21 protein-coding genes and 1 pseudogene are annotated in these 26,436 nt (G+C 75.1%); 17 read left to right on the top strand and 5 right to left on the bottom strand.

The window, feature by feature from the left end; genetic code table 11:
- Positions 1–39: 39 nt before the first annotated feature.
- Together ACOQFB_RS16255 and ACOQFB_RS16260 are read left to right on the top strand one after the other, a co-directional pair.
- Positions 40–450, top strand: coding sequence for a secondary thiamine-phosphate synthase enzyme YjbQ (locus ACOQFB_RS16255; RefSeq protein ID WP_059437263.1), 411 nt, complete (start codon positions 40–42; stop codon positions 448–450).
- Positions 450–1,532 (top strand): hypothetical protein, encoded by a 1,083-nt coding sequence (locus tag ACOQFB_RS16260; RefSeq protein ID WP_421609406.1) that lies wholly within the window; start codon positions 450–452, stop codon positions 1,530–1,532. Before ACOQFB_RS16255 ends, ACOQFB_RS16260 begins: the two co-directional genes overlap by 1 nt.
- Position 1,533: 1 nt before the next feature.
- On the opposite strand, the gene ACOQFB_RS16265 is transcribed toward ACOQFB_RS16260, so the two are convergent.
- Entirely contained in the window at positions 1,534–3,354 is a 1,821-nt protein-coding gene (locus tag ACOQFB_RS16265) for an AMP-dependent synthetase/ligase (protein WP_421609407.1), read from the bottom strand.
- Positions 3,355–3,586: 232 nt separating this feature from the next.
- Here ACOQFB_RS16265 and ACOQFB_RS16270 point away from each other — a divergent pair, with 232 nt between their 5' ends.
- The 15 genes from ACOQFB_RS16270 to ACOQFB_RS16340 all read left to right on the top strand — a co-directional run bounded on the left by ACOQFB_RS16270 (position 3,587) and on the right by ACOQFB_RS16340 (position 19,283).
- Positions 3,587–4,906, top strand: coding sequence for an O-acetylhomoserine aminocarboxypropyltransferase/cysteine synthase family protein (locus ACOQFB_RS16270; protein ID WP_421609408.1), 1,320 nt, complete (start codon positions 3,587–3,589; stop codon positions 4,904–4,906).
- Positions 4,907–5,044: 138 nt separating this feature from the next.
- Positions 5,045–6,910, top strand: coding sequence for a sensor histidine kinase (locus ACOQFB_RS16275; RefSeq protein WP_421609409.1), 1,866 nt, complete (start codon positions 5,045–5,047; stop codon positions 6,908–6,910).
- Positions 6,907–8,301 carry a sigma-54-dependent transcriptional regulator gene (locus ACOQFB_RS16280; RefSeq protein ID WP_059437258.1) on the top strand — a complete coding sequence of 465 codons (1,395 nt, stop codon included), beginning with the start codon at positions 6,907–6,909 and terminating at the stop codon, positions 8,299–8,301. Before ACOQFB_RS16275 ends, ACOQFB_RS16280 begins: the two co-directional genes overlap by 4 nt.
- A gap of 46 nt (positions 8,302–8,347) precedes the next feature.
- Positions 8,348–9,244: an urease accessory protein UreD gene (locus ACOQFB_RS16285; RefSeq protein ID WP_059437257.1), complete on the top strand. Its 897-nt coding sequence runs from the start codon at positions 8,348–8,350 to the stop codon at positions 9,242–9,244.
- Between the two features lie 14 nt (positions 9,245–9,258).
- Positions 9,259–10,032 carry an urease subunit gamma gene (locus tag ACOQFB_RS16290; protein ID WP_059437256.1) on the top strand — a complete coding sequence of 258 codons (774 nt, stop codon included), beginning with the start codon at positions 9,259–9,261 and terminating at the stop codon, positions 10,030–10,032.
- A 1-nt stretch (position 10,033) separates the two neighbouring features.
- A complete protein-coding gene (gene ureC / locus ACOQFB_RS16295) occupies positions 10,034–11,749 on the top strand; it encodes an urease subunit alpha (protein WP_421609410.1) in 1,716 nt (571 codons plus the stop codon).
- A complete protein-coding gene (locus ACOQFB_RS16300) occupies positions 11,749–12,405 on the top strand; it encodes an urease accessory protein UreF (RefSeq protein ID WP_421609411.1) in 657 nt (218 codons plus the stop codon). The genes ureC and ACOQFB_RS16300 overlap by 1 nt, the downstream gene beginning before the upstream one ends.
- A gap of 5 nt (positions 12,406–12,410) precedes the next feature.
- Positions 12,411–13,127 (top strand): urease accessory protein UreG, encoded by a 717-nt coding sequence (gene ureG / locus ACOQFB_RS16305; protein WP_059437254.1) that lies wholly within the window; start codon positions 12,411–12,413, stop codon positions 13,125–13,127.
- A 266-nt stretch (positions 13,128–13,393) separates the two neighbouring features.
- On the top strand, positions 13,394–14,563 hold the full coding sequence (locus ACOQFB_RS16310) for an ethylbenzene dehydrogenase-related protein (protein ID WP_059437253.1): 1,170 nt from the start codon (positions 13,394–13,396) through the stop codon (positions 14,561–14,563).
- Positions 14,560–15,003 carry a hypothetical protein gene (locus ACOQFB_RS16315; RefSeq protein WP_421609412.1) on the top strand — a complete coding sequence of 148 codons (444 nt, stop codon included), beginning with the start codon at positions 14,560–14,562 and terminating at the stop codon, positions 15,001–15,003. The genes ACOQFB_RS16310 and ACOQFB_RS16315 overlap by 4 nt, the downstream gene beginning before the upstream one ends.
- Complete coding sequence (locus tag ACOQFB_RS16320; RefSeq protein ID WP_421609413.1) at positions 14,996–16,150, top strand: putative porin; 1,155 nt, start codon at positions 14,996–14,998, stop codon at positions 16,148–16,150. The genes ACOQFB_RS16315 and ACOQFB_RS16320 overlap by 8 nt, the downstream gene beginning before the upstream one ends.
- Complete coding sequence (locus tag ACOQFB_RS16325; RefSeq protein WP_059437250.1) at positions 16,150–16,485, top strand: hypothetical protein; 336 nt, start codon at positions 16,150–16,152, stop codon at positions 16,483–16,485. The genes ACOQFB_RS16320 and ACOQFB_RS16325 overlap by 1 nt, the downstream gene beginning before the upstream one ends.
- 2 nt (positions 16,486–16,487) lie before the next feature.
- The gene (locus ACOQFB_RS16330) at positions 16,488–18,377 is read left to right on the top strand and encodes a SpoIIE family protein phosphatase (protein WP_494492275.1); all 1,890 of its coding nucleotides are present in this window, start codon (positions 16,488–16,490) and stop codon (positions 18,375–18,377) included.
- A 40-nt stretch (positions 18,378–18,417) separates the two neighbouring features.
- Positions 18,418–18,885: an ATP-binding protein gene (locus ACOQFB_RS16335; RefSeq protein WP_237757884.1), complete on the top strand. Its 468-nt coding sequence runs from the start codon at positions 18,418–18,420 to the stop codon at positions 18,883–18,885.
- Positions 18,882–19,283, top strand: a complete 402-nt coding sequence (locus tag ACOQFB_RS16340; protein ID WP_059437247.1) for an STAS domain-containing protein — start codon at positions 18,882–18,884, stop codon at positions 19,281–19,283. Before ACOQFB_RS16335 ends, ACOQFB_RS16340 begins: the two co-directional genes overlap by 4 nt.
- Here ACOQFB_RS16340 and ACOQFB_RS16345 read toward each other — a convergent pair.
- The 4 genes and pseudogenes from ACOQFB_RS16345 to ACOQFB_RS16360 form a co-directional block, all read right to left on the bottom strand.
- A pseudogene (locus ACOQFB_RS16345) lies at positions 19,253–19,961 on the bottom strand (transposase). The gene ACOQFB_RS16340 and the pseudogene ACOQFB_RS16345 overlap by 31 nt on opposite strands.
- Positions 19,962–20,424: 463 nt before the next feature.
- The gene (locus ACOQFB_RS16350; RefSeq protein WP_421609416.1) at positions 20,425–20,880 is read right to left on the bottom strand and encodes an SRPBCC family protein; all 456 of its coding nucleotides are present in this window, start codon (positions 20,878–20,880) and stop codon (positions 20,425–20,427) included.
- A gap of 95 nt (positions 20,881–20,975) precedes the next feature.
- Complete coding sequence (locus ACOQFB_RS16355; protein WP_421609417.1) at positions 20,976–21,548, bottom strand: dihydrolipoamide succinyltransferase; 573 nt, start codon at positions 21,546–21,548, stop codon at positions 20,976–20,978.
- Between the two features lie 97 nt (positions 21,549–21,645).
- Complete coding sequence (locus tag ACOQFB_RS16360; protein ID WP_421609418.1) at positions 21,646–25,728, bottom strand: fibronectin type III domain-containing protein; 4,083 nt, start codon at positions 25,726–25,728, stop codon at positions 21,646–21,648.
- Positions 25,729–26,436: the final 708 nt, after the last annotated feature.

The raw sequence follows: 26,436 nt of genomic DNA on the forward strand, positions 1-26,436 counted from the left end.
CGGTTCCCGATTCACGATCGGCCGTCTACTATGTGCCGGATGCGCCTGCCCGATCTCGAGATCGAGACCCACGCCGCACGCGAGCTGGTGGAGCTCACCGCCGAGGTGCGCCGCGCCGTGTCGGCCGCCGGCCTGCGCGAGGGCCTGCTGCTGGTCTACTGCCCGCACACGACCGCGGGGATCACCATCCAGGAGAACGCCGACCCCGACGTGCGGCGCGACCTCCTGCTCGCGCTCGAGAACGCGATCCCGGACGCGCCGGCGCGCGGGCGCTACCGGCACGCCGAGGGCAACAGCCCGGCCCACGTGATGGCCTCGCTGGTCGGCTCCTCCGCCACGGTGATCGTGCGCGACGGGGCGCCGCTCCTCGGGACCTGGCAGGGCGTGTACCTCTGCGAGTTCGACGGCCCGCGCCGGCGCACGGTCCACCTCCAGGCGGTGGCCGCGTGATGCGCCGCCTCGCCCTCCTCGCGCTGGCCCTGTCCGCGGCCTGCGCGGGCGCGCGGCGCGCGCCGCCGGCGGCCGAGCAGGTCGCGTTCGCGCCGGGCGAGCCGGCGCCCGGCCCGGCCGAGCGCGATCTCGCCGGGAAGAACGAGGAGGAGCTGGCCGCCCTGGGCGCGGCCGCGTCCCAGGCCGGCGACTTCGAGCGGGCCGCCGCGGCCTGGGCGCGCCTCGCCGACGCCTGGCCCGCCTCGGCGCGCGCGCCGGAGGCGCGGCTCCGCGCCGGGCTCGCCTACCAGCGCGCCGGCGCGTGGCGCCTCGCGCTGGAGCGCTTCCGCGCGCGCGCCGCCGGGCCGGGCGACGCGGCCGGCGCGCTCGAGGCCGAGTTCGGCGCGGCCGAGTGCCGGTACCACCTCGGCGAGCTGGACGAGGCCGCCGCCGCGCTGGCGGCGCTGGCGGGGCGGCCCGGGCTGGAGCCGGCGGCGCGGGTCCGCGCGCTGGCGCTGCGCGGGGTGGTGGAGCGCGACGCGGGGCGCGAGGGGGAGGCGGAGCGGTCGCTGCGGCTCGCGGTGGCCGGGTTCGAGGAGGCCTCCGCGGCGGAGCGGCTCGAGCCGTACTTCGCGGCGCAGGCGCAGTACTACCTGGGCGAGCTGTACCGCGACCGCGTGGCCGCCATCCGGCTCGACCCGTCCACCGGCGACGCGGACGCGCTGCACGGCGCGCTGGAGCGGAAGTCGGAGGCGCTCCTCTCCGCCCAGGGCGAGTACCTCCGCGCCATCCGCCTGGGCGACGCCCGCTGGGCCGTCGCGGCCGGCGCCCGCGTGGGCGAGCTGTACGACGGGCTGCGCCGCGAGCTGCTCGAGGCGCCGCTCCCGCCCGGCCTGGACGCGGCGCGCGCCGAGGCCTACCGGGCCGAGCTGCGCGGGCAGGTCGCCGTGCTGGCGTCGAAGGCGGCGAGCGCCTACGAGCAGACGCTGGACTGGGCGCGCCGCGCCGGCGTGGACGACCCGGCGCTGCTCGACGGCGCGCGCGAGGCGCTCGCGCGGCTGGAGCAGGCGGCCGCGGACGGCCCCGCCGCGCCCGCGCGCTGACCTAGGGTCGCGGCGGCTCGCCGCCGTACATCGCGTCGATCTCGGCGCGGAAGTGCTGCTCGACCACCTTGCGCTTCACCTTCTGCGACGGGGTGACCTCCCCCTCCGCCTCGGAGAGCTCGCGCGGCAGGATGGCGAACTTCTTCACGGTGGCGAAGCGGGGCAGCCCGGCGTTGAGCCGGTCCACGTGGCGCTGCAGCAGCTCCTGGACCTCCGGGAGCCGCGCCAGCGCCGAGATCGGCTCGCCGGCGTGGCCGTGCTCGGCCGCCCACTTGCCGATCGCGTCGGCGTCGAGGGTGACGAGCGCGGTCACGAAGTTCCGCCGGTCGCCGTGGACCAGCACCTGCGAGACGAACGGCGAGATGGCCTTCAGCTTGGACTCGAGCTCGGCCGGCGCCACGTACTTGCCGCCGGAGGTCTTGATGAGGTCCTTCTTCCGGTCGGTGATGGACAGGAAGCCGTCCGCGTCCACGAAGCCGACGTCGCCGGTGTGCAGCCACCCGTCCGCGTCGAGCGCCTCGGCGGTCTGCTCGGGCAGGCCGCGGTAGCCGCGCATGATCCAGGGGCCGCGCATCAGGATCTCGCCGTCCTCGGCGATGCGCACCTCGATGCCCGGGAACGCGGGACCCACCGAGCCGATCTTCCGCTTCGAGGGCAGGTTCGCGTGCGTCGCCGCGGACGACTCGGTGAGCCCGTAGCCCTCGAGGATCACGACGCCCATGGCGTCGAAGAACTCGGCGATGTCGCGGGAGAGCGGCGCCGAGCCGGACACGAAGAAGCGCAGGCGGCCCCCGAACAGCTCGCGCACCTTGTGGAACACCAGCCGGTCCGCCACCGCGAGCTGCGCCTGGAGCACCGTCCCGAGCGGACGGCCGGCCCGCCGCGCGCGCGACGCCTGCAGCCCCACGTCGATGGCCCAGCGGAAGATCGCCGCCTTGACCGGGCCGCCGTCCCGCGCGTTCGAGAGGATCTTGTTGTGCACCTTCTCGAAGATCCGCGGCACCGCGCACACGAACGTCGGGCGCACCACGCCGAGGTTCTCGACGATCCGGTCCACCCGGCCGTCCACCGCGGTGGGGAAGCCGATCCGGAGCTGGGCGGTGCCGATCATCTTCCCGAACGAGTGCGCGAGCGGGAGCCAGAAGAACTGCACCGCGTCGCCGTGATCGAGGATGCCCGAGGCCTGCACCGAGGCCGACTGCGACACCCAGCACGCGTGCGTGAGCTCGACGCCCTTGGGCACGCCGGTCGTGCCGGAGGTGTACAGCAGCGTGGCGAGCGCGTCGGGGCGCACCGACGCGGCCGTCTCCTCGAAGGCGCCGGGGTGCTCCGCGTCCCAGGCGTGCCCGCGCGCCTCCAGGTCGGCGAGCGTCGTCACCCAGCCGTCCGCGCTGCCCTCCCCGTCGAACACCACCACGTGCCGGAGCGCCGGCATCCGGTCCCGGCGCGAGGCCAGCTTCGCGACCTGCAGGGCGTCCTCGGCGAACGCCACCACCGCGCCCGAGTCGGAGAGGATGTACGCGCACTCGTCCGCGGTGGAGGACGGGTAGATGGTGCTCGTCGCCGCGCCGGCGCAGAGGATGCCGAAGTCCGCGAGCACCCACTCGATGCGCGTGCCCGCCAGGATGGCGCAGACCTGCTCCGACTGGACGCCCAGCGCCCGGAGGCCCCCCGAGATCGCGCGCACCCGCGCCTCGGTCTGCGCCCAGGTCAGGCTGCGCCAGTCCGCGCCGTCCGGGTGGCGGAAGGCCTCGGCGTCCGGCGTGAGGCCGACGCGCTCGAGGAAGAGCTCGGGGACGTTGCGAGGCTGGGTGTCGGGCAAGGGCTGGGTCCTCCGGTCGCTTGGTGCCGCGCGAATGTAGACCGATCCCGGGCACGCGGCGAATGCGCTTCCGGGCCGCGGGACGGGGCGCCCGGCCGTCGTCCGCCATAACGGACACCCAGCCATGCGCACCCCTCCATCGCCGCATTCCTCCCGGCCGGCTTGACATCCCGCGCGTCCGCTTCTTAGGATGTCCGTCTAACTCAACGGACCGCCCCGCCCAGAGGAACGCATGGCCATCCCCCCGAACAGGAAGCTCCGCTTCGAGACGCTGCAGGTCCACGCCGGCCAGGAGCCCGCGCCCGGCACGAACGCCCGCGCGGTGCCCATCTACCAGACGTCGTCCTACACGTTCGACTCGGCGGAGCACGGCGCGAACCTGTTCGCGCTGAAGGAGTTCGGGAACATCTACACGCGGATCATGAACCCGACCACCGACGTGTTCGAGAAGCGCATCGCCGCGCTGGAGGGCGGCGTCGCCGCGCTCGCCACGTCCTCGGGCCAGGCCGCGCAGTTCCTCGCCATCACGAACCTCGCGCAGGCGGGCGACAACGTGGTCTCGAGCAGCAACCTGTACGGCGGCACGTACAACCAGTTCAAGGTCACCCTCCCCCGGCTCGGCATCGACGTGAAGCTGGTCGAGGGCGCCGAGGTGGACGCCGTCCGCGAGGCGATCGACGGCAAGACCAAGGCGATCTACGTCGAGTCCATCGGCAACCCGGCCGGCAACGTCCCCGACTTCGAGGCGCTCGCCGCGCTCGCGCACGACAACGGCATCCCGCTGCTGGTGGACAACACCTTCGGCGCCGGCGGCTACTTCTGCCGGCCCATCGAGTGGGGCGCCGACGTGGTGGTGGAGTCCGCCACCAAGTGGATCGGCGGCCACGGCACCTCGATCGGCGGCGTGATCGTGGACTCGGGCAAGTTCGAGTGGGCGAGGAGCGGCAAGTTCCCGTTCTTCACCGAGCCGTCCCCCGGCTACCACGGCCTGGTGTTCAACGACGTGTTCGGCCCGAAGGGCCCGTTCGGCAACATCCAGTTCGTCCTGCGAGCCCGGGTGGAGGGGCTGCGCGACCTCGGCCCGGCGCTCTCGCCGTTCAACGCGTTCCTGCTCCTGCAGGGCGTCGAGACGCTCTCCCTGCGCGTGCAGCGCATCGGCGAGAACACGCTCGCGCTGGCGCGCTGGCTGAAGGGCCACCCCGACGTCGCCTGGGTGAACTACACCGGCCTGGAGGAGCACCCCTTCCACCAGCGGGCCCGCAAGTACCTGCGGAACGGGTTCGGCGGCGTCTTCACCTTCGGCGTGAAGGGCGGCTTCCAGGCGGGCAAGACGTTCATCGACTCGGTGAGGCTCGCCTCGCACCTCGCGAACGTGGGCGACGCGAAGACCCTGGTGATCCACCCGGCCTCCACCACCCACCAGCAGCTCTCCGACGCCGAGCAGACGGCGTCCGGCGTGACGCCGGACCAGATCCGCGTGTCGCTCGGCATCGAGCACATCGAGGACATCAAGGAGGACTTCGACGAGGCCCTCCGCGCCACGCGGCGGTGACCCCCTCCCCCCGCCGCGCCGCGCCCCGGCCCCTCCTGCCCTGCGGCGGGAGGGGCCGTTCCGTCCGCGGCGCCGCGCCGCGCCGCCGGCCGCGCCGGCCTTCCCCGCCCCGGCCGCCACGCGCTACGCTCGCGGCGCATGCGCCTCCTCTCCCTCGGGATCACCGGCCGCACCACCCTGCTCCTGCTGCTGGTGGCGGCCGCGGTGTCCGTCGTGGCGGGCGCCGCGCTGCGCCGCGAGGAGGCGCAGGCCGAGCGCGCGCTCCTGGAGGCGCGCGCCGGCGCGATCGCCGAGGCGCTGGAGCGGTCGCTCACCGAGGCCATGACCGAGCACCGGCCGGACACCATGGCCGCGATCCTCGGCGCGGTCGGCCGCGCGGGCGGCGTGGCCGGCGTGTCGCTCGCCGACGCGCAGGGCCGCGTGCGGCTGCGGGCCGGCGAGGGGCCGGAGCGGCTCGAGGTCGGCCCCTCCCTGCGCTGGACCGACACCCGGCTCACGGTGACCCGCCCGGTGGCGAACGCGGCGTCGTGCCGCGGCTGCCACGGCGAGCAGGCGGTGAACGGGGCGCTGCACGTGTCGCTCGACGTGAGCGGCCTCGGGCCGCGCCTGGCCGCGTCCACCGTGCGGATGGCCGCGCTGGTGGGGATGGCGCTCGCCGCGGTGTCGCTGGCGGTGGTGCTGGTGCTCCGCACCACGCTGGTGGCGCCGCTGCGCCAGCTCTCGCGCTTCGCCGAGGCGCTCGGGCGCGGCGACCTCGCGGCCCGGCCGCCCGGCGCGCCGGGCGAGGCGGGCGTGCTGGCCGGCGCGCTCCGGCGCATGGCCGAGGAGGTGCAGCGCACCCACGCCGAGCTGGAGTCGCGGGTGCAGGAGCGGACCGCGAAGCTGGCGGAGGCGCTGGACGAGGCCACCGCCGCGCGCGAGGCCCGGGCCGCCGACCTGCAGCGGCTCCAGGCCATCCTCGACTCGATGGTGGACGGGGTCATCTTCATCGACGCCGAGGATCGCGTGGCGCTGGTGAACAAGGCCGGGCGCGCGCTCCGGAACCTGACCGACGGCGCCGGCCGGCCGATCAAGGACTGCCACCCGAAGGCCAGCCACGGCATGCTCGACCGCGTGCTCGGGTACCTGCGCCGCGGCGACGACGCCGGGCCGGCCCACTCGATCATCAAGGAGCGGGAGGGGCGCTTCGAGACCACCTACGCGCCGGTGGCCGGCGCGGGCGGCGGCTACCTCGGCACGGTCATGGTGATCCGCGACATCACCGAGCGGCGCACGCTGGAGCGGCGGCTGCTCGACGCCGAGCGGCTCTCCGGCCTGGGCCAGATGTCGGCGCAGGTGGCGCACGAGCTGCGCAACCCGCTGAACGCGATCGACGGCGCGGCCCAGTACCTGCGCCGGCGCTTCGAGGGCGACGCGGAGGTGGCCGAGTACTCCGGGCTCATCGGAGACGAGGTCCAGCGGGTGAACCGCTTCATCTCCGAGCTGCTGGAGATCTCGCGGCCGGCCGAGCCGCACCTCGCCCCGGTGTCGGTGAACCGGCTGCTCAAGGAGGCCGCCCAGAAGGCGGCGCTGGCCCGCGGGCTGCCCGCGGGCGCGGTGCGGCTCGAGCTGGCCCCGGACCTGCCGGTGCTGGACGTGGACGCGCCCATGGTCACCGACGCGCTGGTCAACCTGCTCGCGAACGCGTTCGACGCCGGCGGGACGGAGCCGCCCACGCTGGCGAGCCGCTTCGAGGCGTCCGGCGGCGAGGGCACCATCGTGGTGGAGGTGCTGGACCGCGGCTGCGGGATCCCGGCGGACCAGCTCGACGAGGTGCTCCGGCCGTTCGTGACCACCAAGGCGACCGGCACCGGGCTCGGCCTGGTGGTGGTCACGCGCGCGGTGGAGCAGCACCGGGCCCGCTTCGCGATCCGCCGGCGCGAGGGCGGCGGGACCGTGGCCGCGATCCGCTTCCCGGTGCGGCGGCTCGTCGAGGCCGCGGCGGCGTCGGAGGTGGACGCGTGAGCACGGGCGGCGAGGGGCTGGTCCTGGTGGTGGACGACGATCCCGGGACGCGGAAGGTCGCGCGCGCGAACCTGACGCTGGAGGGCTTCGAGGTGCTGGTCGCCTCCTCCGGCGCGGAGGCGCTGGCGCGCCTGGCGGAGTCCGACCCGCTCGCCATGGTCTCGGACCTGAAGATGCCAGACCTGGACGGCATCGCGCTCATGGAGCGGGTCCACGCGCTGCGGCCCTCGCTGCCGGTCGTGCTGGTCACCGCGCACGCCACGGTCGAGACGGCCGTGGAGGCGATGCGCAAGGGCGCGCTCCACTACCTCACCAAGCCGCTCCGCTTCGACGAGCTGGCGCTGGTGCTGCGCCACGCGGTGGCGCACGAGCGGGCCCGGCGCGACGTCCTGCGCCTGCGCGGCGAGCTGGAGCGGGCCGCCGGGTTCGAGGAGATCGTGGGCGGCGCGCCGGCCATGCGCGAGGTGTTCGCGATGGTGGAGCAGGTGGCGCCGGCCGACGCGACCGTGCTGCTGCGCGGCGAGACCGGCACCGGCAAGGAGCTGGTGGCGCGCGCCATCCACCGCCGCTCCCCGCGGCGCGACAAGCCCTTCGTGGCGGTGAACTGCACCGCCATCCCGAAGGACCTGATGGAGAGCGAGTTCTTCGGCCACGAGAAGGGGGCGTTCACCGGCGCGGTGGCGCGGCGGATCGGGCGGTTCGAGCAGGCCGACGGGTCCACCCTGTTCCTCGACGAGGTGGGCGACCTCGACCTCGCCATCCAGGCGAAGCTGCTGCGCGTGCTGCAGGAGCAGGAGATCACGCGGGTGGGCGCGCGCGATCCCATCAAGGTGGACGTCCGCATCGTGGCCGCCACCAACCGCGACCTGGACGCGCTGGTGCAGGAGGGCCGCTTCCGCGACGACCTCTACTACCGGCTGAACGTCATCCCGCTGCGCCTCCCGCCGCTGCGCGAGCGGCCGCAGGACCTGCCCGCCCTGCTCGAGCACTTCCTGCGCTCGTTCGCGCAGCGCTACGGCCGCACCGCGCCGGTGCCGCCGCCGGACCTGCTCGCCGCGGCGCGCGCCTACCCGTGGCCCGGCAACGTGCGCGAGCTGCGCAACCTGTGCGAGCGCGCGGTGCTGATGGGCTGGGCGGCGGTGGCGCCCATCTTCGGAGCGGGGGCCGCGGTGACGCCGCGGCCGGACGCCGGCGTCCCGGTGGACACCTCGCTGCCGCTGCTCGAGGCCCGGCAGCGCCTGGTGGAGCGCTTCGAGCGCGAGTACCTCACGCGCCTGCTCAAGGAGCGGCGCGGGCGCATCGGCGAGGTGGCCCGCGCGGCCGGCATCGCGGAGCGGAACCTGTACGAGAAGATGAAGGCGTACGGGCTGAGCCGGGAGGACTACCGGTAGCGGGACGGCCCCTGGCGCGCGGCGTGCATCGACGCCCCGGGCCACCATGGGATGCCCGATCTCCGAGCCGAGCCCCGCGCGCCCGGCGGATGGCTGCGCGATCCGCGGGCTGCCGCGCCCGGATCCCGGGCAGCGGCCCGGGCACGGCCGGCTCGCCACGGCCCGCGTCGACGGGGCGAGCGCGCTCGTGGCCTGCGCCGCGACGAGCCCGCTGCAGCTCCTGTCCCCGGTGCCGCGCGGCCGCGCCGCCTGGGTGGTGATGGCGAGCCACGGCGGCGGGCTCGTGGCGGGCGACGACGTGGCCCTGGAGGTGGACGTGGGCGCGGGCAGCGCCGCGCTCCTGTCCACGCAGGCCGGCACCAAGGTGTACCGCTCGCCGCGCGGCACCCCGGCCTCGCAACGCCTCGACGCGCGCGTCGGACCGGGCGGCCTGCTCGCGGCGGTCCCGCACCCGGTGAGCTGCTTCGCGGGCGCGCGCCTCCTCCAGGCGCAGCGGTTCGCGCTCGCGCCGGACGCGAGCCTGGTCTGGCTCGACGCGCTGACCGCAGGCCGCGCCGCGCGCGGGGAGCGGTGGGCCTTCGCCGAGGTGCGAACGCGGGTCGAGATCTCGGCCGGCGGGCGGCTCCTGCTCGCGGACGGGCTGCGGCTCGTCGCGGGCGAGGGGCCGCCGATCGCGTCCCGCCTCGCGGACGTGGAGCTGCTCGCCACCGCGGTGCTGCTGGGCCCGGCGGCGGCCGGCGCTGCCGCGGCGCTCCTGGCCGAGCTGGAGCGCGCGCCCGTGGCGCCGGGCGCGGAGGTGCTCGCCGCGGCCAGCCCGCTCGCCGGCGGGCTCCTCCTCCGGCTCGCGGCCCGCTCCGTCGAGGCCGGCCTCTCCTTCCTGCGCGCCCGGCTCGCGTTCCTCGAGGCGGCCGCCGGCGCCGATCCCTTCGCCCGTACCCCCTGACCGCAGGAGGCCCCGTGCACCTCACCCCGCGAGAGCTCGACAAGCTCACCCTCCACCAGGCCGGCGCGCTCGCCCAGAAGCGGCTCGCGCGCGGGCTGCGGCTCAACCACCCCGAGGCGGTGGCGCTCATCGCGACGCAGCTCCTCGAGCTGGCGCGCGACGGCCGGACCGTCGCCGAGCTGATGGACGTCGGCCGCCGGCTGCTGGGGCGCCGCCAGGTGCTGCCCGGCGTCCCTGCGCTCGTGCCGGAGGTGCAGGTGGAGGGCACCTTCCCCGACGGGACGAAGCTCGTCACCGTGCACCACCCGATCGCCGCCGAGCACGGCGACCTGGCGCTCGCGCTGCACGGCTCGTTCCTGCCGGTGCCGCCCCGCGCCGCGTTCGCGGCGCCCCCCGGCGCCGGGCCGGAGGAGGCCGAGCCCGGCGAGCTGCTGCCCGCGCCCGGCGTGCTGGAGCTGAACGCCGGCCGCGAGGCCATCCCGCTGCGCGTCACCAACCTCGCCGACCGGCCGGTGCAGGTCGGCTCGCACTACCACTTCGCCGAGGCGAACCGGCTGCTCCGCTTCGACCGCGGGCGCGCGTACGGGCGGCGCCTCGACCTGCCGGCGGGCATGGCGGTGCGCTTCGAGCCGGGCGAGACGCGCACGGTCCAGCTCGTCGAGATCGCGGGCGAGCGCGTGGTGCGCGGCGGCAACGGGCTCGCCCCCGGGCCCGTGACGGAGGAGGGGCGCCGGCGCGCGGTGGACGAGGCGCGGCGGCGCGGGTTCGCCCACGAGGAGGAGCGCTGAGATGTCCCGGACCATCGACCGCCGGCAGTACGCGCAGATCTACGGTCCCACCACCGGGGACCGGCTCCGCCTCGGGGACACCGCGCTGGTGCTGGAGGTGGAGCGCGATCTCACCACCTACGGCGACGAGTGCGTGTTCGGCGGCGGCAAGGTGCTGCGCGACGGGATGGGGCAGGCCGCGGGAGCGCCGAGCGGGCAGGTGCTCGACCTCGTGATCACGAACGCGCTGGTGGTGGATCACGCCGGCATCTTCAAGGCCGACGTGGGCGTGCGCGCCGGGCGCATCGCCGCGCTCGGCAAGGCGGGGAACCCCGGCGTCATGGCGGGCGTGACGCCCGGGATGATCGTCGGCCCCGGCACCGAGGTGATCGCCGGGGAGGGGCTGATCCTCACCGCGGGCGGCATCGACACGCACGTCCACTTCGTCTCGCCGCAGCAGGCGGCCGAGGCCATCGCGAGCGGCGTCACCACGCTCCTCGGCGGCGGCACCGGCCCGGCCACCGGCACGAACGCCACCACCTGCACGCCGGGCGCGTGGAACGTGGCGCGCATGCTCCAGGCCACCGACGCGCTGCCGGTGAACGTGGGCCTGCTCGGCAAGGGGAACGCCTCCTCGCCGGAGGGGCTGGCCGAGCAGCTCCGCGCCGGCGCGGCCGGGCTGAAGCTCCACGAGGACTGGGGCACCACGCCCGCCGCCATCGACGCGTGCCTCCGCGTGGCCGAGGCCCACGACGTCCAGGTGGCCATCCACACCGACACCCTCAACGAGTCGGGCTGCGCCGAGGACTCGATCGCCGCGTTCGGCGGCCGCACCATCCACACCTTCCACACCGAGGGTGCGGGCGGCGGGCACGCCCCGGACATCATCCGCGTGTGCGGCGAGCCGAACGTCCTGCCCTCCTCCACCAACCCGACGCGCCCGTTCACGGTGAACACGCTGGACGAGCACCTCGACATGCTGGTGGTCTGCCACCACCTCGACCCGTCGCTGCCGGAGGACCTGGCGTTCGCGGAGAGCCGCATCCGCGGGGAGACCATCGCCGCAGAGGACGTGCTGCACGACCTCGGCGCCATCTCGATGATGAGCTCCGACTCCCAGGCCATGGGCCGCGTCGGCGAGGTGATCACCCGCACCTGGCAGACCGCCGACAAGCTGAGGCAGCAGCGGGGCCGGCTCCCGGGCGAGCGCGGCGACCACGACAACCTCCGCATCCGCCGGTACGTCGCGAAGTACACCGTGAACCCCGCCGTCGCGCACGGCCTCGCGGACGAGGTCGGCTCGGTCGAGCCGGGCAAGCTCGCCGACCTCGTGCTCTGGCGGCCCGCGTTCTTCGGCGCGAAGCCGGAGCTGGTGCTGAAGGGCGGCGCGATCGCCTGGGCGCAGATGGGCGACGCGAACGCGTCCATCCCCACCCCGCAGCCGGTGCTGGCGCGGCCCATGTTCGGCGCGCTGGGCCGGGCGCTCGGCGCGACCTGCGTCGCGTTCGTCGCGGGCGCCGCGCTCGAGGACGGCGCGGTGCACGGGTACGGGCTCTCGAAGCGCCTCGCCGCGGTGCGGGGGTGCCGCGGGCTGGGCAAGCGGGACATGCGGCTCAACGACGCCCTGCCGCGGATGGAGGTCGATCCCGAGACCTACGAGGTCCGCGCCGACGGCGAGCTGCTGCGCTGCGAGCCCGCCGCCCGCCTCCCGCTCGCGCAGCGCTACTTCCTGTTCTGATGACGCCCTGGCTCGCGCTCCAGCTCGCCGACTCGGCCATGCCCACCGGCGGCTTCGCCCACTCCGGCGGGCTGGAGGCGGCCGTGCAGCTCGGCCGCTGCCGCGGCGCGGCGGGGCTGGCGGCGTTCGTCGAGGAGGCGCTCTGGCAGGCGGGGGCGCTGGCGCTGCCGTTCGTCGCCGCCGCGGCCCGCACGCCCGAGCGGCTCGCCCCGCTGGACGCGCGCTGCGACGCCGCCACCCCCGGCGCGGTGGCCAACCGGGCCAGCCGAGCCCAGGGGTGGGCGCTCCTCCGGGCCGCGAGCGCGCTCCACCCCGCCGCCGCCGCGCTCGAGGACCAGGTCCGGCGCGACGCGCTGGCCGGCCACCTCGCGCCGGCCTGGGGCGCGCTGCTCGGACGGCTCGGCGCCACGGAGGACGAGGCCTGCCGCCTCCACCTGTTCGTCGTCGCCCGGGGCATCGTGTCCGCCGGCGTGCGCCTGGGCCTGGCCGGGCCGCTCGAGGCGCAGGGGCTGCTGCTCCGCGCCGGCGCCGTGGCCGACGCCGTCCTCGCGGCCTGCGCGGCCGGGACGCCCGAGGACGCCACCGCCGCGTCGCCGCTCCTCGATCTCCTGCAGTCCCACCAGGACCGCCTCTACTCGCGGCTCTTCCAGAGCTGACCACCATGCACACCGCTCCCCTCCTCCTCCACTCCGGCCACGGCGCCGCCGACGGCCCCGGCGCGTTCGGCGATCGCGAGGCGCCGCGCGCGCGCGGCGACCTGCACCGGCGGGCGTTCACCGTGGGCGTCGGCGGCCCGGTCGGCAGCGGCAAGACCGCGCTGGTGCTGGCGCTGTGCCGGCTCCTGCGCGATGCCCACTCGCTGGCGGTGGTGACGAACGACATCTTCACGCGCGAGGACGCCGAGTTCCTGGTGCGCCACCAGGCGCTCCCGGCTGACCGCATCCGCGCGGTGGAGACGGGCGGCTGCCCGCACGCGGCCATCCGCGAGGACGTCACCGCGAACCTGCTCGCGCTGGAGGCGCTGACGCAGGCCCACCGTCCCGAGCTGCTCTTCTGCGAGTCCGGCGGCGACAACCTCGCCGCGCACTTCAGCCGCGAGCTGGCGGACTTCACCGTGTACGTCATCGACGTGGCGGGCGGGGACAAGGTGCCGCGCAAGGGCGGGCCGGGGATCACGCAGGCCGACCTGCTCGTCGTCAACAAGACCGACCTCGCGCCCGCGGTCGGCGCGGACCTCGAGGTCATGGCGCGCGACGCGGCGCGCATGCGCGGCGACGGACCGGTGGTGTTCGCGCAGGTGGCGCGCGGCGCCGGCGTCCCCGAGATCGCCGCGCACGTGCTGCACGCGCTGCGTCACGCGCTCGGCGAGCCGCACTAGGGCCGGCGGCCCGCCTCGTCCCCAGGGGTGCCGAAACCTCGCATTCACGCCGCGTGCGTGGTGCGTCCGTGGCCGCCGCGTAATTCCTCCGCGACTCCGGGCGGCTCTGCACCGTGCGCAAAGTTCGCGGGCGGGTGGGTGAAATCACCCACCGTATTGCGCACTTCGAGAAATTGACACCCACATGGATTGCGCCCCTAGCATGCGCGCTCATTGCATCGAATTGGCGCGCGGGGGCGGGGAACCCTCGCGGCCATGGAGGGGGCATGCGCATCGGTCGCGCAGGGGGACTCGCCGCGCTCGTGCTGCTCGGAGGCTGCCTGGAGGCGCCGGAGCTCACGCACGCGCCGGCGGACGCCTGGTTCAGCGTGGGCGTGGTGAACTCGGGCGGCAGCATCCCGCAGTCCTCCGGCTCGGTGAAGATCGCGTTCCTGTCCGGCAAGCCGGGCGCGAGCACGGTGACCGCCCGCCGCGTGGCCTCGCCGCCCACCGTGGACGGCGACGCCTCGGACTGGGCCGGCCTCCCGGAGAGCGAGATCCCGCTCGTCTCGCCCGGCGCCATCATCGGCATGACCGAGGCGCAGTGGACCGAGGAGTACACCGGCTACTTCGTCTCGCGCGGCGTGTGCGTGGCGGGCGAGCCGTGCACCCGCGTGCCGCGCTACGACTACGGCATCGACCGCATCCGCGTGCGGGTCGCCTACGACGACCGGTACGTCTGGTTCCTGTTCCGCTGGAGCGATCCGACCGAGAGCCGCGCCTGGCGGCCCTGGGTCTGGACCGCCGGCGCCTGGGCGCAGGACGCCACCCTCGACGAGGACAAGCTGTTCCTCTCGTTCGACGCGGCGAACTTCAAGGCGCACGACGCGGTGGGCTGCGCCGCCGGCTGCCACGTGAAGGAGAACCTGGGCGTCTTCACCGATCCGGTCCGGTCGCAGCGCTTCAGCATGCACACCGGCGGCGCGGGCCAGCTGGTGGACGGCTGGACGTGGCGCGCCGCGCGCACCGGGCCGCTCGGCCTCGCCGACGACCAGTTCTGGAACGAGACCCGCATCTACGGCGACTGCCCCGACCCGCCGGCCTGCGCGCAGGCCTGCCTCACCGGCCGCAGCCCCCCGTGCAGCGTCTCGATGACGCAGACCAACTCCGACGGGCTCACGCCGGCCTCGCCGAAGTGGATGGGCGAGGGCGGGCTCGCCTCCAACCCGGCGGTGCTGTTCGTGAGCGGTGGCGCGCCGCTGGCCGTGCCCATCGACACCGTCACCGTGCCCGCCGAGGGGACCCGGATCCCCGCCGTGGCGCTGCAGCCCCCCGGGCTCCACCGCGACGACGTGACCGCCGCCGCGCGCTGGGCCGGCGGCACCTGGACGGTGGAGCTACGCCGCTCGCTCGTCACCGACGACCCCAACGACGCGCAGTTCCCGCTCCGCCCATGACGCGCACGCCCCCGCTCGCGCTCGGCGTCGTGCTCGCCTCGGCGCTCGCCGCCTGCGGCGCCGATCCGCGCGTCGGCGAGCCGCTGCCCGGCGGCGGCGCCGTCCCCGGAACGTTCTCGTCCATCGCCGGGGACGTGCTCGTCCCGCGCTGCGCCACCACCGCCTGCCACTCCGGCAACCCGCCGCCGACCGCGCCCACCTCCCTCGACCGCGAGCTCGCCTACGGGCAGCTCGTGGACGTCCCGTCGATCCAGGCCCCCGCGCTCATGCTGGTCGAGCCGGGCGCGCCCGAGCGCAGCTACCTCGTCCTGAAGCTCCGCGGCACCGCCGGCGACGTCGGCGGCGTGCCCACCCCCATGCCCACCGGCGACACCCTGCTCGACGAGGCCGAGATCCAGGCCATCGAGGCGTGGATCGCCGTCGGAGCGCCCAATGACTGAACGCCACCCCCGCCCTCGCGCCCACCGCCTCGCCGCGCGCCTCGCGCTCGCGGCCGGCCTCCTCGCGGCCGCCGCGGCCGCCCGCGCCGGCGACGGCGTCATCGTGTCCGGCTCCGCCTACGTGGACTACTGGGGCATCCCGGACCGCAGCGTGGGCCGGGGCGCGCCGCAGGGGCTCACGCTGGACGCCTCGCTCAAGGTCGGCGTGGACATCCACGACGACCTCTCGTTCACCGCGAAGGCGTGCGCGAGCTGCCACGGGTTCGAGATGGAGCACGTGGCCCTCGAGTACACGCCGAAGACCTGGTTCAACGTGCAGGCCGGCCGGATCCTGGTGCCGTTCGGCGAGTACTCGCAGCGCGCCGACCCCTCCGGCCACAAGCCCGCCTCGGCCCCGCTCATCTACGACATGGGGCGCATGGCGTACGGCGCCCGCACCGCCATGAACCTGGGCATCGTGCCGATGCCGTACAGCGACACCGGCGCGCTCGCCTACGGCGTGGCGTGGATGGGGGAGCGGCTGCAGGTCTGGTACGGGCTCTACGGCGTGGCGGGCCTCAAGGGCTCGAACGACGTGGACTGGATGGCGCTCCGCACCAGCTCCTACTCCGACAACAACCGCGAGCTGGCGGGCGGGGCGCGCCTCGCGCTCACGTACTCCGCCGACGCGAACGCGTTCATCGGCGACGCCACGCTGGGCGGCTCGTTCACCGGGGGCCGCTACGACAAGGAGGCGAAGCTGAAGTACCTGATGTGGGGCGTGGACGCGTCCTTCCGGCTGGGCCCGTTCACCGCGCGCGGCGAGTACGCGGCGCGCCGCACCGACCTGGACCCCGCCGCGAGCGGCTACCGCTACGGCCTGGTGGACGACTGGTTCGAGAAGGAGGGCTGGTACGGGGAGCTCGAGCACCCGCTGGGCCGGTACCTCGCCGTCGTCTACCGCTTCGACGAGCTGCGCCGGAAGGGCGCGCCGCTGCCGGGCGCCTCCGCCGACCTCTCCATCGACAGCCGCATCCAGCGCTACACCGGCGGCCTGGTCGTCACGCCGGCGCAGGGCGTGTTCGTGAAGCTCTCCTACGAGTACTGGGACACCACCGACTTCGAGGACTTCCACTCGTACCACGTCGGGATGGGAGGTGCGTTCTGATGCCCGCGCTCCCGCTCGCCGCCGCGCTCGCCGCGCTGATCGCCGCCGCGGAGCCCCCGCAGGCGCCGCCGGACCCGCGCGACGGCGGCCCCGACCGCATCGACGTCTCGCAGTACCCGCAGGACCAGCAGCGCAAGTACCAGGTGTTCTCGGTGAAGTGCGCCAAGTGCCACCCGCTGGCGCGCTCGGTGAACGCGCGGTTCAGCGCCACCGAGTGGAAGCGCTACATGAAGCGGATGCTGCGCCGGCCCAACTCCGCCATCAACGAGGAGCAGGCCCAGCTCATCTACGACTTCCTGAAGTTCCACGCCGTGCAGCAGGGCTACGGGGGCTAACCGTGTTCGCGTTCGTGGCCCAGCGCACGCGCACGTCCCTGCGCCTCCGCCTGCTGGTGGCGACGGTGGCGCTGCTGGCGCTCGCGCTGGCGGCCGCGGCGGTGGCGTTCGAGCGCGTGGCGCGCTCGGTGGTGGTGGACGCGGTCCACTCGCACCTCGCCGCGCGCGCCAAGGAGGTGCACGAGGCGGTGGTGCGGTTCCAGGGCGAGCGCGCGCTCACCGTGCGCAACTGGGCCGAGGCCGAGGCGATGCAGATGAGCCTCGACAGCGGCGACCCGAAGTTCGCCGAGGACTACCTGCGCCGCACCATCCAGGACCAGGGCGGCGCCATCGGCGCGGCCGCGCTGCTCGCGCCGGACGGCGAGATCCGGGCCGCGGTGCGCGCGGCGCCGGGCGCGGCGCCCCGCGGCATCGCGCTCGGCGAGATGCGGGGCATCGTGGTGGACCTGCCCGGCCTCGCGCGCGCCGGCCAGGGCGACGCGGTGGCCGACGTGGTGCCGCTGGCGAGGCTCCTGCGCGGCGCGCCGGAGGGGAACGCGCTCGTCCTCACCGCGCCGGTGAAGGACTTCGCCGGCGACCTGTGCGGCTACGTGGTCGGGGCGGTGACGCGCGACGCGCTGGCGCGCCTGCTGGGCGAGGTGAGCGGCCGCGACGGCGACTACCGGCCGGTGGTGGCGGACGCGGCCGGCGCGCTGACGTTCTCCACCCCCGGGATCGACGCGGCCGCGCTCGCGCCGGTGCTGGCGGCGCCGGCGGGCGCGCCCGGCACGCTGGAGCGGCTCGAGCCGGCCGGCGGCGAGCCGGCGCTGGCGGTGCGCACCCTGGCCGCCGCCGCGGCGCCGCGCTGGGCCACGCTCATGCTGGTGCCGGAGCGGGTGGCGTACGGGAAGCTCACCTGGCTGCGCGTGGTGCTCGGCCTCCTCTACGCGGGCGTGCTGCTCGCCGCCGCCGGCGCCGGCGTCGCGGCGGTGCGGCAGGCCTCGCGCCCGCTGGTGGACGTCTCCGCGTCGATGGCGCGGGTGTCGCGCGGCGACCTCACCGCCCGCGTCCACGCGGAGTACCGCGACGAGCTGGGCGACCTGGTCCGCTCCTTCAACGTGATGGTCGAGGAGGTGGCGCGCTCCCGCGACGAGCTGCAGCGGACCGAGGCGCTGCGCCGCGAGGTGCAGATCGCGCACCAGATCCAGACCGCCATCCTCCCGGTCAGCCCGGCCGTGCCCGGCTACGAGGTGGCGGCGCGGATGAAGCCCGCCGACGACGTCGGCGGCGACCTGTACGACATCCTGGCGTTCGAGGACGGCTTCTGGGTGCTGGTCGGCGACGTCTCCGGGCACGGGATCAACTCCGGCCTGGTGATGATGATGGCGCAGGCGGCCGCGTACGGGGCCATCGCCGAGGACCCGCGCTGCTCGCCGCGCCACGTGATCGCCGCCGTGAACCGGGTGGTCCACGAGAACGTGCGGCGGCGCATGGGCCGCGACGACTACCTCACGCTGATGGCGGCGCGCCACGTCGGCGACGGGCGGTTCGTGGCCGCCGGCGCGCACCAGCCCATCTTCGTGGTGCGCGGGCCCGGGGCCGTCGAGGTGGTGGACTCGCCCGGCCCGTGGGTGGGCCTCACCGCCGGCGTGCCGCCCGGCGTGACCGAGTACGAGTTCCAGGTCGGGCCCGGCGAGCTGCTCTGCCTGGTGACCGACGGCATGCTGGAGGCGCCCGCCGCCGGCGGGGAGCTGTTCGGCGAGGACCGGCTGGCCCAGGTGCTCGGCGACCTGCACGGCGCGTCCGCGCCGCAGGCGCTGGGGACCGTGTTCTCGGCGGTCGAGGCGTTCGCCGCCTCGCAGGAAGACGACATGACAACGGTGGTGCTGAGGCGCAAGAATGACGACCGCTGATGCCCGACGCGGAGGGACGCCCGTCTATCTCACGCTGCGAATGAAGCCGCCCTGGGTCTTCATCGACGAGATCCGCCGGTTCGTCGAGTCGTTCTGCGCGTGCGCCGGGACCACCGACAACCGCGAGGCGCAGCTCGCCCTGGCGGTGCACGAGCTGATGCAGAACGCCGTGCCCCACTCGCACGACGACGACGTCGAGCTCACGCTGGAGGTCGAGCCCGAGGCCGACCGCGTGGCCGTGGCCGTGACCAACCGCTGCACCGACGCCGAGTACCACGCGCTCGAGGAGCGGGTCGCCCGCATGAACGGCGAGCCCGACGCCCTCCGCCACTACCTGCAGGCGATGCACGACACCCCCACCGCGCAGCGCGGCGGGCTCGGCCTCGCCCGCGTCCGCTTCGAGGCGCAGCTCGAGCTGTCCGTGAGCCGCACCGGCGGGCGCATGACCGTCCACGCGTCGGGGCGGCTCCGCCCGGCCCCGCTACAGACCTCCGGAGGTTCCCGATGACCGCAGCGTTCCAGCCCGGCGGCCGCGCCACGCCGTTCCAGGTGTCCGAGGAGAAGTACTCCGCCAGCATGGCCACCGAGCCGCTCGGGACCCGGGTGCTGTTCCGCGGCACCATCAGCACCGTCAACCCCGCGACCGTGCTGAACCCGTTCCTCGACGCCGTGCACGACGAGGTGGTGAAGAAGGGCGAGCGCGCCGTGCGCGTGGACCTGCGCGAGCTCGAGTTCTGCAACTCCTCCGGCTTCAAGGCGTTCATCCACTGGATCCAGCGGATCCAGGCGCTGCCCGAGGGCCAGCGGTACGGGCTGCGGTTCCTGTCCAACCCCGCCCGCAAGTGGCAGAAGACGAGCCTCCTCGCCCTCTCCTGCTACGCCGTGAACACCGTCGCGATCGACTGAGCCGGGACCTCGTCCACCGAGAGCAGCCCCCTCCGCCGCCACCCCGTCGCGAGCAGCCACGTGCGTGGCCGGGCGGTCACGCCCGGCGCGTCCGCCCGGGCCACGGCCTCGCGCCACCCCTCGAAGCACGCGCCCGACGAGTACGGATCCACAGTTCCCCTCCCCGCCCGCTCGCCCGCGCGAGCCCGGTGGCTGCGGTGGTTCAGCAGCACGTACGCGAGCGCGTGCCGGACCTCCGCCGGCGTGCGGAGCACGTGCGCGTGGTACCGGTCGGCGAATACCCGCCCGCGCCGCGCCATCATGCGGTTGAGCCCCTTCGCCAGCCGGATGGTGAGCCCCTGCATGCCCGCCGAGAGCGCCGCCGCCCCGTCCGCCTCGACGAGGAGGTGGAGGTGGTTGCCCTGCAGCGAGAAGTGGACCACGCGAAAGGTGAGGCGATTCCGGACCGCCGAGAGCGCCGCCTCGACGACGCGCAGGGAGCGCCGGCTGCGAAGGTTCCAGACGTGCGGCAGGAGCCGCAGCGTGACGTGGACCGGCGTCGTCGCGGTGACCTCGGGACGTCCGTGGTGCGAGACGCCGGCACGAGCACCCGTCGGCTTCCCGCCCCGCACCACGCCGGCGCCCCCCGTGCGCTCGAGGGGCGGGGAGCCGGAACCGGAGCTGGCGAGCCGCAAACATGATTGGGCAGATGTTAATCCCAGGGCTCGCGCCGATCCACTGTCCGTGCGGGTCGCAAGCGTTCGCTCGCGCGGCTGCGCCGGTGCAGCGGCCATCGCCGCTTCACCTGGCGATCGTTCTTGATTGGGCAGATGACCTCGCCGATTCCGGCCTGGAACTGTCAGCGATGTCCTGAGCCGTTTCCGACCGTTCCCCGCGCGCTCCCCCCCCCCGCGCCCCGCGTCTCCCCCTCGCGCCTCTCGCAAGCCGATCCCGCAGCCCCGGTCCCGGCCGAGCGGCCCCGCCCCTGACCACCCCCGCACCTTCAAAGCCCCCCCACCCCCGCACCTTCGAAGCCCTCCAACCCGCCCGCCCCGCCGCAACCTCCCCCCCCACCGCCCGTGGTTCGACAGGCTCACCACGAGCGGGCATCCATTCCTCACCTCCCCGCCTCCAAAGCCCCACGCCGTCGAAGCCCTGCCCCTCACCCACCGCGCCCCGCCGCGCCCCCGCCCTCCTCCATCCTCGCCTTCAGGTTCGCGAGCAGCGTGTCCGCCTCCCGCTCGTTCATGGCGCGCAGCGCGGCGCCGGCGACGATCTGCACGATCCCCGGCACCTCGTACTCGATGGCGAGCTCGACGTTCGTCCCCTCTCCGGCGGGCTCGAACCTCCACCGGAACGTGCTGGGGATGCCGCCGCTGTTGTGGTCCTCGCGGCTGCGGCCGGGCACGACCGCGGTGGTGTCGCAGTGGCCGCGGAACGGCAGGCCGGCCATCCGGTAGGTCCAGTCGAACGCGTGCCGGCCGTCGTCGCCGACGGTCGCGTTCCGGACCGCCACCAGGCTGGGCCAGATCTCCAGCAGGTTGCCGGGCTCCGAGAGGTGCGCGAACACCCGCTCCGCCGGAGCCCGGATCGCGATCGAGCGCGTGATGCCGATCATGATCGCCTCCCGGGCCGGTGCTCCGACGATCACGCTACGCCGGCCCGGCGGGCCCGGCGGCGCACCGCGCGGGCCGAGGCACGCCGCCGCACGGCTCAGGCGCCGGGGACGAGCGGGAGCGGCAGCTGCCAGCGGCGGCCGGGCTCGGCGCTCGGCGCGGGGAGCACCTGGCCGGCGAGCGCGGCGCGGGCGCAGGACACCTCCGCCTCCGTCGCGCTGCCGGGGGCCTGCGCCCGGGCGTCGAGCACGCGGATGCCGCCCTCCACCGTCTCGAGCGCCACCAGGACCGACGCCCCGGCGCCGCCGGGCGGGGCGCAGCGCTGCGCGCGCTGCCGGAGCGCCGCCATCCCGCCGGCGAGCTCGCGGCGGAAGGAGGCGAGCGCGTGCCGGCGCTGCGCGGGCATGGCGCGCTGCGGGGAGCGATCCACGCCGCCGGGCCGCAGCGCCGCGGTGCCGGGCGCGGGGGCCGGTGGCGCTGGCGCGGGCGCGGGCGCCGGCGCGACGCCCGGCGCGGACGGCTCGGGCACGGCCGCGACGGTCGGCGGGGCGACCGCCGGGCCGGCGGCGAGGCCGCGGGGGTCCCGGTCGGCGAAGACGCCGAGGAGCGCGAGCCCGGCGGCGAACGCGACGAGGAGGACGGCGAGCAGGGTGCGCTGCGTGCGGCTCACGGCGACCTCCGGCGGGCGGCCCGCGGCGGGCCGGGTGGAGCGAGGGGGAGGCGCCGCCGGCGCGGCCCGGGGGCCGGCGCCGGCGGCGCGGGGGCGGCTACGGCGTGATCACGGTCGCCACGTTCGACCAGGCGGACGCCCCGCCGCCGTTCACGGCGCGGATCCGGTAGGAGTACGTGACGCCGCGGTACAGGCCGGTCTGCGTCACCGTGACGGTGTTGGCCGGCAGGGTGCTGGTGTTGAGCCCCACGGTGAACGAGGCGTTGGTCGCGCGCTGGAGCTCGAACCCGGTCTCGTCGGTCGAGCCGTCCACCCAGGTGAGCGTGACGTTCGCCTTCTTGCCGGAGCGCACCGCGGTGCCGGCCAGGCCGGAGGGCGCGAGCGGCGGGCTGACGACGGTCACGGCGTTCGAGACCGCCGAGGCCGACGAGCCACCCCCGTTCACCGCGCTCACCCGGTACTGGTAGGTGTGCCCGGTGGACACGGCGGGGTCGGTGAACGTCACCGTGCCGGTGTTGCTGCGCGCCGGCGGGGCCGACAGGTACGCGAAGCTCCCGCCGTCCACCGAGCGCTCCAGGACGAAGTACGCCTCGTTGGTCGCGTTGTCGCGCCAGGTGAGCGCGACCGACGGACCGGCCGCGAGGGTGGCGACCACGTTGGTCGGCGCCTGCGGCGGGGCCGGGACCGGCCCGCCCACCGGGGCCGACACCGACTCGCCGGCCGCGTTCACCGCCACGATCCGGTAGCTGTAGGTCAGCGCCGGGTCGGCGGTGCCGTCGCGGAACCGGGGGTGGTTCGCGAGCGTGGTGCCGAGGGCGGCGTACGCGCCGATCTTCCCGTTGTTCCCGATGGGCGCCCGCTCCACGCGGAAGCCGATCTCGTTCGACGGGTCACCCCAGGTCGCGGTGCCGGCGTAGTCCACCGGCGTGGCGTCGATCCAGGCGAGGTCCACGCCGCCGGCGGCCGGCGTGACGGTGACGCCGGTGGGCGGGTACGGCAGGGACGTCGCGACCGAGACGGCCATGGGCCGCATCATGTCCATCTCCTCGTGGCTGAGGATGTGGCAGTGCCACACGTACTCCCAGCCGAAGTCCGTCATGACGTTGGTGAGCGCGGGGCTGATCGGGTTGCCGTTCGCGTCCACGCTGTTGAAGCCGTCCGGCGAGCCGAGCGGCATCATCGGGTTGAGCGGGCGGACGCTGTGCGGCAGGCCGAACGGGAGCTTCGGGACGACGGGCCGCATCGCCACGATGGTGTCCTCGAGCGGGCTGATCCGCACCGTGTCCTTCCAGCCGAGCTCGTTCGCGTCCGGCCGGCGGACGATGCCGTCCCAGCCGACGCGGTTGACGAGCTGGATGTCGAACAGGTGGAAGTGGATGGGGTGGGTGTCCACGCCGTTGTGCGTGATCTTCCAGAGCTGCGTCCCGTCGTCCGCGGTGGTGATCGGGGTCACGTCCACGCCGGGCGGCAGCACGATGCCGTCGAGGAGCTCGCTGGCCGGGTTGACGTACGGGTACAGGATCAGGTTCTGCTGCTGGCCCGCCTGCGCGTTGGGCGCCTCCAGGCCGAGGTTGCCGCTCATGCGCCCGTACTCCTTCTCGAACGCCTCGCCCATCTCGTCCTGGATGGCCTTGCGCTGCAGCGGCATGGTGAGCGGCACGCCGGAGACGGTGTCGAACGCGAAGAGCTCGTCGTAGATCTGCACCAGGCCGGCGCGCGGGCCGTTCGCCTGGAAGGCGGTGCCGAGCGCGGCGTTGTACGGCTCCTGGCCGACGACGATGGGGTGCTGGGAGGCCTCGAACACGCCGGTCCCGTCCGGCTTGTGCGCGAACGCGGCCCGCAGCGCCGCCAGGTCGAACGGCGCGGCCGGGGTGCTCCCGCTCACCTTGATCTGCATGATGGTGCGGGTGTTCGGGCCGAAGCCGGGCGGCGTGGACGGCGCGCCGCCGGTCGAGGTCAGGTCCGCGTTGCCGGTGTAGTAGTCGTAGCGCGGGTCGCGCGCGGGGAACGCGGCGGGCGCGTCGTTGTACAGGATGAGCGTCTGCCCGGCGAACGCCGACAGGTCCACGATCACGTCGGCGCGCTCGGCGGGGCCGAGCAGCAGCGCGTGCTTGTCCACGTTGCCCGCGTTGAACACGGTGGGATCGGTGACCCAGGTGATGGGCTGCGGCGGCACCACCACCGGCGACGGCAGGAAGCCGCCCTCGGTGCCGATCTGGACGAAGCTCGGGCCGGGCGGGCTGAGCGCGGTGTCGGGCGTGGGGAACACGCCGGCCGGATCGGCCAGCGCCGCCTGCACCTCGCCGGCGTTCAGCGCCACCTCGGTGCCGCTCGCGTCGGCCACGTAGAGCTGCAGGTTGAAGAAGCGGTCGTTCGCCGCGTTCAGGATGCGGAGCCGGTACGACCTCGGCTCGAGCGTGACCGTCGGGTAGACGGTGCCGTTCACGAGCGGCGTGTCGTTGAACGCCTCCATGCCCATGGACAGCCAGGGCGTGCCCGGGACGAGCGGCGGCTCGCACCAGCCGGCGCTCGGATCGCAGGCCGGGTCGTAGTAGGGGTTCGCGATGGGCGGGTAGTCGATGCTGGACGTGGGCGGCCAGAACCACGGACCGTACGCCCAGCGGCCGAACTGGTTCACGCCGCTCGCGTCGCCGGGGTTCTGCGCCGGCATGTAGACGTGGGGCACCCAGAGGCTGCCCAGCCCGCCCCAGCGCGCGAGATCCCAGGTCGGATCCTGCGCGGCGAGCTGCGGCTCGGGCGGCACGAACGTCTTGTCCTGCACGATGAGCGGCAGCGTGTCGTCCGGGCCCGGGATGACCCCGTTCGCGATCAGCGCGCCCTCGGCCGCGTCGGAGATCACGTACGCCGCGGCCTCCCCGGCGTAGACGTTGAGCCGCGTGATGCCCCACGCGTGGTCGTGGTAGAACATGAGCCGCGCGCTCTGCTGGTTCGTGTAGAAGAACGTCATCGCGCCCGGGCCGGGATCGGGCATGTCGGGCACGTTCTTCACGCTGACGCCCTTCGGATACGAGGTCGAGTCGCCCGCCGGCGTGATCCACTGGTGCGGGGTGCCGTCGCTGATCCACGGCGTGATGCCGCCGTGGAGGTGCAGCGTGGCCCGGTTCTCCGCGAAGCAGCCCATCGGCTTCGGGGTCATGCCGCACATCGGGTTGCGCGGATCCGGCTCGGCCATGCCGCCCATGTCCGGGCCCATGCCGGCGCCCATCACCGTCGTGTCCACCGGCAGGAACAGGTCGCCGCCCTGGCCGGTGGGGAGCAGGTTCCGGAACAGGATGCGGACCGGGCGGTCCCTGGTGGCGAGGATGGCCGGCCCGAGGGAGTGCGGACCGTCCACCCCGACCGCCTGCTGGCCGCCGGGGAGCGCGATGGGCAGGCCGTCGGTCCCCACCAGCGGGACGCCGGCGCCGGGGACCACCGCCGTGGCGAGCTGCACGTACCCGCGCAGCAGCGTGGGCGGCAGGTCCGAGTGGAGCTGCTCGCGGTACTGGACCACCGCGATCTCGTAGTAGTCGGAGCCCGGGTACGTGGTGGTGTCGGGGACGGCCACGGGGATGTACTGGCCGAGGTCGTTGGCCCGGGCGGCGCCGAGCCCGGGGAGCCCGTTCACGAACTTGCGGATGCCGGGGGTGACGTAGCCCGTGCCCGGCGCGTCCAGCGTGATGGCGGTCAGCGCGCCGGTGACCGGATCCACCACCGCGGTCGCGGCCGCGCCGGTGCCCGCGCCGGACGCGCTCGCGAAGGTCACGGTCGTGCTCCCGTCGGCGAGGTACCCGGCGCCCGGGTCCGTGAGCGTGACGCCGGTGATGGCCCCGGTCGCGAGGTCCACGGTGGCGGTGGCCGCCGCCCCGGCGCCCGCGCCGCCGATCGTCACGGCCGCGTCGGCCAGCCGGAGCGGGCTGTTGGCGTAGTTCGCGTACGGCCCGAAGTAGTGGGGGGCCGAGCCCGGGGCGGCCATGGTCGCCGTGGCCATGGCGGCGTCGAGGCTCTGGACCACCAGGCCCGAGCCGGCCGCCGCCGCGTCGCGCTGCGCCTGCGAGACCCGCGTCTGCTGGAGCGAGCCGCCCGCGCCGGACGCCGCCCGCGGTGCCTCCGCCGCCCAGCCGACCGACAGCAGGACCAGCGCCAGCCGTGCCCACTGCCGAAGCATCCTCGTCGTCATCGTCGTGTCCTCCCCCGTTGACCATCGGTGCTGCGCCCGCCGCGCCGACCGTGCCCGCACCGCCCCGCCCGCGCGTGGTCTCCGTCGAAGCTATCCCGCGGCCGGCGAGCGGCCATCCCGAACGCCGGGGACACATTGCCCAATGATTGATCGGCCGTAGTCCCGAAGGCGCTCGGGATTGCTCCATGGAGCCGCGCCGGGAGCGCGGCGGATCCCGGCGATCATTCACGCTGGGTGCACTCGGCCTCTGGGCACAAACCGCCCGGGTGTTGCGGGCTTGGGTCGCGTCCCTTGATCGGGCCTGGCGCTCGCCGGGCGCGAGGAGCGGGTGGCCGGCCGCGAGGGCCTCCTCCGTCCGCACCGGGGCCGCTCCACGAGAACACGATGAGAAAGCTCTAATTGACACCCCATCATGGCTCCGCGCCAATGAACCCTGGGTGAACGTCGCGGCGGGCCTCTGCGCCAGCGCCCTGCGCGCCCTCCTCGCCCGAGGATCGGGGAAACCCCGGCTCGGCCCGCGGACGCGCCCGGCTCCGTCGCACGCCCGGACCTGCACGGCCGGATTGATCCCGGTTGCAATCCACCCCCGCCGCCGGGCGGCACCTTCACCCCTGGCGGACTTGATCGCGGCGCGGCGCCGGATCGGACGCGCGCATCCGACGGTCCGGCGTACCCCATCCGACCGGGTGGGGCGCGGCATCCCGCCGC

Origin of the sequence: Anaeromyxobacter sp. Red801 (assembly GCF_049201065.2) — a bacterium.
Lineage (GTDB): Bacteria > Myxococcota > Myxococcia > Myxococcales > Anaeromyxobacteraceae > Anaeromyxobacter.

What these genes read in the sequence shown, in the direction of transcription:
- ACOQFB_RS16310 (WP_059437253.1), top strand. Translation starts at nt 13,394, where the DNA reads ATGCGCATCGGTCGCGCAGGGGGACTCGCCGCGCTCGTGCTGCTCGGA.
- ureG (WP_059437254.1), top strand. Translation starts at nt 12,411, where the DNA reads ATGCACACCGCTCCCCTCCTCCTCCACTCCGGCCACGGCGCCGCCGAC.
- ACOQFB_RS16315 (WP_421609412.1), top strand. Translation starts at nt 14,560, where the DNA reads ATGACGCGCACGCCCCCGCTCGCGCTCGGCGTCGTGCTCGCCTCGGCG.
- ACOQFB_RS16360 (WP_421609418.1), bottom strand. Translation starts at nt 25,728, where the DNA reads ATGACGACGAGGATGCTTCGGCAGTGGGCACGGCTGGCGCTGGTCCTG.
- ureC (WP_421609410.1), top strand. Translation starts at nt 10,034, where the DNA reads ATGTCCCGGACCATCGACCGCCGGCAGTACGCGCAGATCTACGGTCCC.
- ACOQFB_RS16325 (WP_059437250.1), top strand. Translation starts at nt 16,150, where the DNA reads ATGCCCGCGCTCCCGCTCGCCGCCGCGCTCGCCGCGCTGATCGCCGCC.
- ACOQFB_RS16285 (WP_059437257.1), top strand. Translation starts at nt 8,348, where the DNA reads ATGGGATGCCCGATCTCCGAGCCGAGCCCCGCGCGCCCGGCGGATGGC.
- ACOQFB_RS16270 (WP_421609408.1), top strand. Translation starts at nt 3,587, where the DNA reads ATGGCCATCCCCCCGAACAGGAAGCTCCGCTTCGAGACGCTGCAGGTC.
- ACOQFB_RS16260 (WP_421609406.1), top strand. Translation starts at nt 450, where the DNA reads ATGCGCCGCCTCGCCCTCCTCGCGCTGGCCCTGTCCGCGGCCTGCGCG.
- ACOQFB_RS16340 (WP_059437247.1), top strand. Translation starts at nt 18,882, where the DNA reads ATGACCGCAGCGTTCCAGCCCGGCGGCCGCGCCACGCCGTTCCAGGTG.
- ACOQFB_RS16300 (WP_421609411.1), top strand. Translation starts at nt 11,749, where the DNA reads ATGACGCCCTGGCTCGCGCTCCAGCTCGCCGACTCGGCCATGCCCACC.
- ACOQFB_RS16350 (WP_421609416.1), bottom strand. Translation starts at nt 20,880, where the DNA reads ATGATCGGCATCACGCGCTCGATCGCGATCCGGGCTCCGGCGGAGCGG.
- ACOQFB_RS16275 (WP_421609409.1), top strand. Translation starts at nt 5,045, where the DNA reads ATGCGCCTCCTCTCCCTCGGGATCACCGGCCGCACCACCCTGCTCCTG.
- ACOQFB_RS16335 (WP_237757884.1), top strand. Translation starts at nt 18,418, where the DNA reads ATGAAGCCGCCCTGGGTCTTCATCGACGAGATCCGCCGGTTCGTCGAG.
- ACOQFB_RS16320 (WP_421609413.1), top strand. Translation starts at nt 14,996, where the DNA reads ATGACTGAACGCCACCCCCGCCCTCGCGCCCACCGCCTCGCCGCGCGC.
- ACOQFB_RS16255 (WP_059437263.1), top strand. Translation starts at nt 40, where the DNA reads ATGCGCCTGCCCGATCTCGAGATCGAGACCCACGCCGCACGCGAGCTG.